4 protein-coding genes are annotated in these 6115 nt (G+C 41.4%); all 4 read right to left on the reverse strand.

Going from position 1 to position 6115, the window contains the following annotated elements; genetic code table 11:
• Positions 1–6: 6 nt before the first annotated feature.
• The 4 genes from HT693_RS10150 to HT693_RS12135 all read right to left on the reverse strand — a co-directional run bounded on the left by HT693_RS10150 (position 7) and on the right by HT693_RS12135 (position 5511).
• Complete coding sequence (locus HT693_RS10150; RefSeq protein ID WP_000595757.1) at positions 7–417, reverse strand: hypothetical protein; 411 nt, start codon at positions 415–417, stop codon at positions 7–9.
• Entirely contained in the window at positions 410–1018 is a 609-nt protein-coding gene (locus HT693_RS10155) for a hypothetical protein (RefSeq protein WP_000083606.1), read from the reverse strand. The genes HT693_RS10150 and HT693_RS10155 overlap by 8 nt, the downstream gene beginning before the upstream one ends.
• Before the next feature lie 12 nt (positions 1019–1030).
• Positions 1031–1489 (reverse strand): DUF4231 domain-containing protein, encoded by a 459-nt coding sequence (locus tag HT693_RS10160; RefSeq protein ID WP_000186951.1) that lies wholly within the window; start codon positions 1487–1489, stop codon positions 1031–1033.
• A gap of 311 nt (positions 1490–1800) precedes the next feature.
• On the reverse strand, positions 1801–5511 hold the full coding sequence (locus HT693_RS12135; RefSeq protein ID WP_240152730.1) for a DUF1542 domain-containing protein: 3711 nt from the start codon (positions 5509–5511) through the stop codon (positions 1801–1803).
• Positions 5512–6115 lie beyond the last annotated feature (604 nt).

Consider the following 6115-nt stretch of genomic DNA (forward strand, 5'->3'; position numbering starts at 1 on the left):
TTCCTCCTAATAAGTTCCTGGATTGAGTTGCATAAACTCAGACTTGTTCAGCGAAATCAGCCGTGGTTGGACTAAGTGATCCAAAATTTCCTCGTACAATTCTTCTGAGACATTGCGTCGCCGTCTAGCTAGATAAGAAGTCGGAATGACCGTATTATCCAACATAAATACCTTATCTAAGTCAATCAAGGTTGGTCTTGTAAAAGGATTACGAGCTAGATCCGGCTCTTCTATCATAAAGTTCTTGACCAAACGTCTGGTCAAGAGAGCTGGTTTGAAGGTCTGATTTTTAACCAACTCTTTGTTTTTAGTCATGCTGTTGTCAATACAAATATACATATGATTCTTCACAGCCAAATCGCTACTAATAGTCGGAAAAGGCAAATAAAGAGCTACAACATCTCCTCTCTTAATCAAGCAAGAGCACCCCCTTTTCTCCTAATGTAACATAGACAGGATTGACCAAGTCTTCTGATTGACTCAGTGTTTCCAAAGTTTGAGTTTGGCGCCCTGTCAATTTAGTAGCATCTTGTCTCTTCAATACAAAATGCTTGTCGCCAATAACCTTGACACTATAATCCTTCTCCAAAGCTGACTGGTAAATCCACATCAGATATTGTCTGTCCTGAGAACTCAAGAGAGAAGGATGTTCAAGTCTCCCGATAGTCTGATAAAAATCAAAAACAGGAGCCAAAGCTTGCCAATCTGACTGGCTAGTTGTCAAGGCTAGAAAAAGGGCTTTGCGAGCTGATACTTCTTGATTAGCCTTGAGAGTCCCCTTGCCCTCCAAGTTTTTTAAAAAGTGGGAAACTCCAGAAAGCAAATCTTTCTCTAACTGCGAGAAATAAAAACCTTGCCTTCCCAGACACAAGTCTCTCAAGTCGCTTTCTCTAGCAAATAAGAGTTCAAACAGTTGATAATAAAAGAAAAATATCTGGCACTGAGTTGCGCTCATCTTTTCCTTGTCGGCTTCTTTTTTTAACCAGAGCAAGGGCAATAGGTAGCTGGATTGAGACATTTCCTCCACCTCCTACTCTTTTTTCTCTGGAGCATCTGCACTAGCTGCCACTTCTTTTGACTGGATACTTTCCCACTGGTTGATTTCCTCTGAGATAAGACCTTCGCATGTCTTGACAAATAGGGCAAAAGTCTTGGTTTTTCCTGCATATTTCTCTGTTTGGCATTGATAGAGGAATTTTTCTCTCTCCAGGAGTTGCGCAGTCTTTTGGTAAGAAATCCAATGTTCCTTTGCATTATACAAATTGAGAATCCCTTCACACAGCAAGCCTAAACTGGATAAGGCAACCGAAATCAAACGGTAGCGATCACCTGGCATAGGAACAGCACAAAAGACAGCTATGAGGAAACCTGCCACGATTTCTGTTATTTTTAATACCTTATAGCGTCTACGATGTTGAACGCTTTTCTTTAAAAAATGAGCTATCTGTACGTCCAATCGATCTGTCAGGTACATTTCTTCTGGCGTCATGTTCGTAACCCCTTTCATTTACTTTGATAATCATAGTATAACATATTTGAATATCAAAGTATAGTAAAAACTGAACTATAACTTATTATAAAATCTAAATATGAAATATTTGTGAAATAAGGGAAAAATATCACAAAAAGGATGGAACAAAAAGTTTCAAAATGATAAAAACGCATAATACCTTGCCTTAAAAAGCTTGATATTATGCGTTTTATCAGAGAAAGATTTTCTGAATGTTCACCTCAAATTGAGTTTTTCCAACATTCTATCAATCACTATTCTAGCTGGTTTCCGACTCGGCTAAGTTTGACTTATCTTAACTGAGCAAGAACAGCTTTGAGTTTCTCAATCAACTCCTCTTCTGTGTGGTCAGACTCTTTCTCATTGGCTAGGAAGGCAACTGCTTGAGCGAGAGCTTCTCGTGCTTGGTCAAGGACTTTCGCATCTACATTTGTAAGGTCGCTTTCTTGCAGAACCTTAGTCAGTTCCTTAGTCAATTTCTTGAGTTCTGACTCTTTCTTGCGACGAGCGATGAGGAAGAGAAGGAGACCAAGAAGGGCGAGCAGGCTAGCAATCATGGTACCATATGGAAGATGACCTTGCTCTTTGCTTGTTTCTTGCATTTCCTCTTTATCCTTAGTCGCTTGCTTACCTTTCAAGGATTCGAGTGCTTCTTTGATCTTAGCAGTCATCTCTCTCAAGTCTGCTTCCGTCAAGTCAGTATTTCTAAGGGCTTCTTGACCCTCTCCGAGAATGATCTTCACAGCGTCGATGACAGATTGATCAATACCACCCAAGTCTTTCAAACGAGTTTCCAAGTCTCCAATCAAATCTCTTAAGACGGATTTATCAACCTGTTTCTCTTGACTCGATTGAGTGCCACCAGCAAAGGTTACACTTCTCCGGTTACGGATTGGTGGTGTCACACTGGTGTTAGTGTTGCCACCGTTATTAGTGTTGCCACCGGTGTTGGTGTTGCCACCGTTATTAGTGTTGCCACCGTTATTAGTGTTACCACCATTGTTAGTGTTGCCACCGGTGTTAGTGTTGCCACCAGCGTTAGTGTTGCCACCATTGTTAGTGTTGCCACCATTGTTGGTGTTACCACCGGTGTTAGTATTGCCACCATTGTTGGCGCTTGCTGTGGCTGTGACCTTATTGATTTCAGCAATACCAGCAGTCTTCGCATTCTCTACATCAGTTTGTGTCTTAGCTTTATCAATCTCAGCTTCCGCTGCTGTAACTGCTGCCTCTACTTGACGATTAGCGGCTTCCTTCTCTTCATTTGTGATATGAGGAGTTCCTGCTAGAGCGTTTTTCTTCTCGTCAGCTTTTCTGCGTAGTTCTTGCTTAGCTTGAGTGTTAGCAGTTCCTGTGGCTGTAACGTTATTAATTTCAGTAACTCCTGTAGTTTTGGCTGTATCTACCGCTGTATTTGTTGTTGCTGTATCTACGTTTGAGATTGCTGTTGTTTCTTTCTCTGTTACTGTTCGCTTAGCTGTAGCTTTTTCTTCATCTGTTAAGCCTGCTTGTTTGTCTATCTCACCTCGTTTAGTATTTGCGGCTTGTTTGATAGCTTCTTTTGCTTCAGGTTTTTTAGTTCCTGTGGCTGTAACGTTATTAATTTCAGTAACTCCTGTAGTTTTGGCTGTATCTACCGCTGTATTTGTTGTTGCTGTATCTACGTTTGAGACTGCTGTTGTTTCTTTCTCTGTTACTGTTCGCTTAGCTGTAGCTTTTTCTTCATCTGTTAAGCCTGCTTGTTTGTCTATCTCACCTCGTTTAGTATTTGCGGCTTGTTTGATAGCTTCTTTTGGCAAATCTTTCCCTATCGGGTTCACGCCGTTAATATTTTCCAACCCCTTGTGCAAGGCATCATCCACCTTAATAAGGCTGTCGGCATTTTCAATATCGCGTGTAGCTTGACGTGCATAGGTATTAACTATTGCAGTAGCACCATCTCGCTCTACAGACGAAAGGCTTCCATTCTTACCAAGGCTATCATTTTTACGTTGTCTCGCTTTCTCTATTTCATCCTTAGCATCACCTTTTGCCTCGGCATATGTTCTGGCATGCCATTGGTTTGCAAGAAATAATTCGGCCCCCTCTCTGCCTCTTAATCCAAAAGCATATACCAGTTTTTTAACATCATTATTTCCCACGGTATTAAATGACAATCTATATTTTCTGTCACTATTGGGCAATTCAAAATAGTATAACTCTCCTCTACTTGAATTGATAATGTCAAACTTTCCATCTGAAACCTTTTGATTTTCTCGGCTTTCAGCTCGTCTCTCATAAGGATTGGTTCCTCTAGGTCCCCTCCTTGCCAAATCGTTTAGACTTCCAGACGGCATTGGATTCAATGTGAATCTATTATTAACGCCAGTAGACGTCGTAGTCCCTTTAGTAACCCTACCAAATTGCGCTCTTGAGTCTCTAAGTAGTTCTAAAATACTACTAGTATTTGGAGATCTAGTTGTAGTTCCTCCACTTTTTTCTGTTATGCTAAAAGCATCCGAATTGTGTTTAAATTCTTGACCCGAAGGAACAGTAAACCAAACTTGTGTATTCCCCGGTAATCTCCTGTGCTGATTATTAATTTCAATATCCCAATGAAATCCATCTTCCGTTGATGTTACTGTAGCTTTAATATATTTTTCAGCCTCTGATACCAGCTTCGTTGAGTTATCTCTATATTTTCTATTTGAATAGAAAACATAGGTATACTTATCATAAGGAGAATTTCCCCTATCACCTGATTTCTCAAAATAACTTTCTTGAGCTGTTCTAAAGGCTTCAGAGTAGTTTTCGCCAGCTCTTGCAGCTCTTGTAACTCTCGAACTACGAAAGTCAGAGTAGCCACCATCACGTGGTTGAGGAGTTACTCCTCCAGCTGTAGTTTCCTCACCATATTTTTCTTCCAGCACTCCTTCGATGAGGTCTCGGGATTTTTTCAGGTCGACTAGGGCAGCGGCAAAATCTTCTTGGCTGATGGTATCGCCTTTAGAAAAGGCTTCATTGAACTTATCAGCTGCTGCTTTTGCTGCTTGGATTTTATCTTCCGACGCTTGATTTTCTTTAAGTCGTTTGACAATAGACTCTAATTCATCTTTTAGTCTATAGACGCCGTTTTCACCTTCTGTCGTATTAGTGTAGGTTGGGAGTTCTCGTGGAGTAGATTGAGAGTTGGCTTCAGGTGCTGCTTCCTTTCCTCCATCAGTTGGACTAACTTGGTTCGCAACTGCTCCAGGCTCGATTGTTCCCCCTCTTTTACGACGCTTTCCACCAGTTGCTTGCTCAGTTGCAGTTCCGTTTGGTTCGACAAGCTTATTATTTGTCGAACTTGCTTCACCCAAGTCTGTCAATTTTGGTAGCGATGGCTCCAAGGCTTGATTGACACGGCTCGTCAGTTCTTCCATAGCTCTTACTTGCTCATCAACCTGCGCTTGCGTCGCTTTTGGATCGTCCAAAACTGCCTTAGCTGCTGCTAGACCTGCTTCCACTTCATCGTGGAGCGCTTTCATGGAGCTAAGAGTTAGTTTTTCCAACAAAGCTTGCAGATTGCCTTGGAGTGATTTAGCTTCTGTCGTTTTAGTGGCAGATGTGGGCTGGTCTTGCTCTTTTACTGCTCCTCCTTGAGAAGTTTCTTGAGCAGCTGGCTTCGTCTCTGGTTTGGTAGGAACAAGGCCAGCTGTTTCCTGCCCCTTACTAGCGTCCTCGATTTTAGTCTCTGGAGAGTTTGACTCCCCTACAGACTGGAGCTCAGCCGACGGTTCAGTCTGAGAGACCTTCTCTGGCTCTTCCCCATCTGACTCCTGTGGTTCCCCATCTGAATTTCCAGCAGATCCAGCAACTACATCACTGGCTGTTGCCGAAGATACTGCAGGTGCCTGCGCTTGCACCCCATTTGCGAAAAACATCAATGCCGCAACCGCAACACTAGCAGCCCCAAAATGGTATTTACGAATGGAATAACGGAAAATTTTCTCTCCATTGCCATCATTCTTTTTCTTGAACATAAGTGAATCCTTTCCTCATCTGAGAGCTTCCCCGAGCTTAGAAAGCGCGCAAAAAGCCGACAGTCGATAATATATCAATCATATAGTAACACTTCTGACATACAAGTCAACCTCCTCGCTGACAAGATAGAGTCAGGAAAGGCAAGAAAAAAGCGACAATATATATATATATATATGCACAGACATATAAAACCTTTTAATACAGCCTATTTTTTAACAAATAGCGAAACAGTTATACTACATTTATATATGTACAACACCTTTTTGTGCCAATGTTACAATATTGTTACATTTTAATTACACAATCGTTTCAAGAAATATGATGGAAACCTGAGTATTTTATAGTAATTCCCTTCCTATCAATTAGGTCAACAGTTGAGTGTTGAGTGTTGAATATTGAAACACCCTATCCTCAGCAAAGGACTATGATCAGCATTTCCTAGCCGCTAGGACGCTCCAAATCACCTATTCTAAGTCCACCATAGCTTGGTCAGTAAGATACAGACTGCAAGGCGACGCTGATGTGGTTTGAAGAGATTTTCATTGAGTATAATTTTAACTTCTTACTTTTCATTCCTATTCCTTAAGTCATAACCACCCGTGA

The sequence above is a fragment of the Streptococcus sp. 2154 genome (genome assembly GCF_013277255.1).
In the GTDB taxonomy this organism is placed as follows: domain Bacteria; phylum Bacillota; class Bacilli; order Lactobacillales; family Streptococcaceae; genus Streptococcus; species Streptococcus pseudopneumoniae.

What these genes read in the sequence shown, in the direction of transcription:
- HT693_RS10155 (WP_000083606.1), bottom strand. Translation starts at nt 1,018, where the DNA reads ATGTCTCAATCCAGCTACCTATTGCCCTTGCTCTGGTTAAAAAAAGAA.
- HT693_RS10160 (WP_000186951.1), bottom strand. Translation starts at nt 1,489, where the DNA reads ATGACGCCAGAAGAAATGTACCTGACAGATCGATTGGACGTACAGATA.
- HT693_RS12135 (WP_240152730.1), bottom strand. Translation starts at nt 5,511, where the DNA reads ATGTTCAAGAAAAAGAATGATGGCAATGGAGAGAAAATTTTCCGTTAT.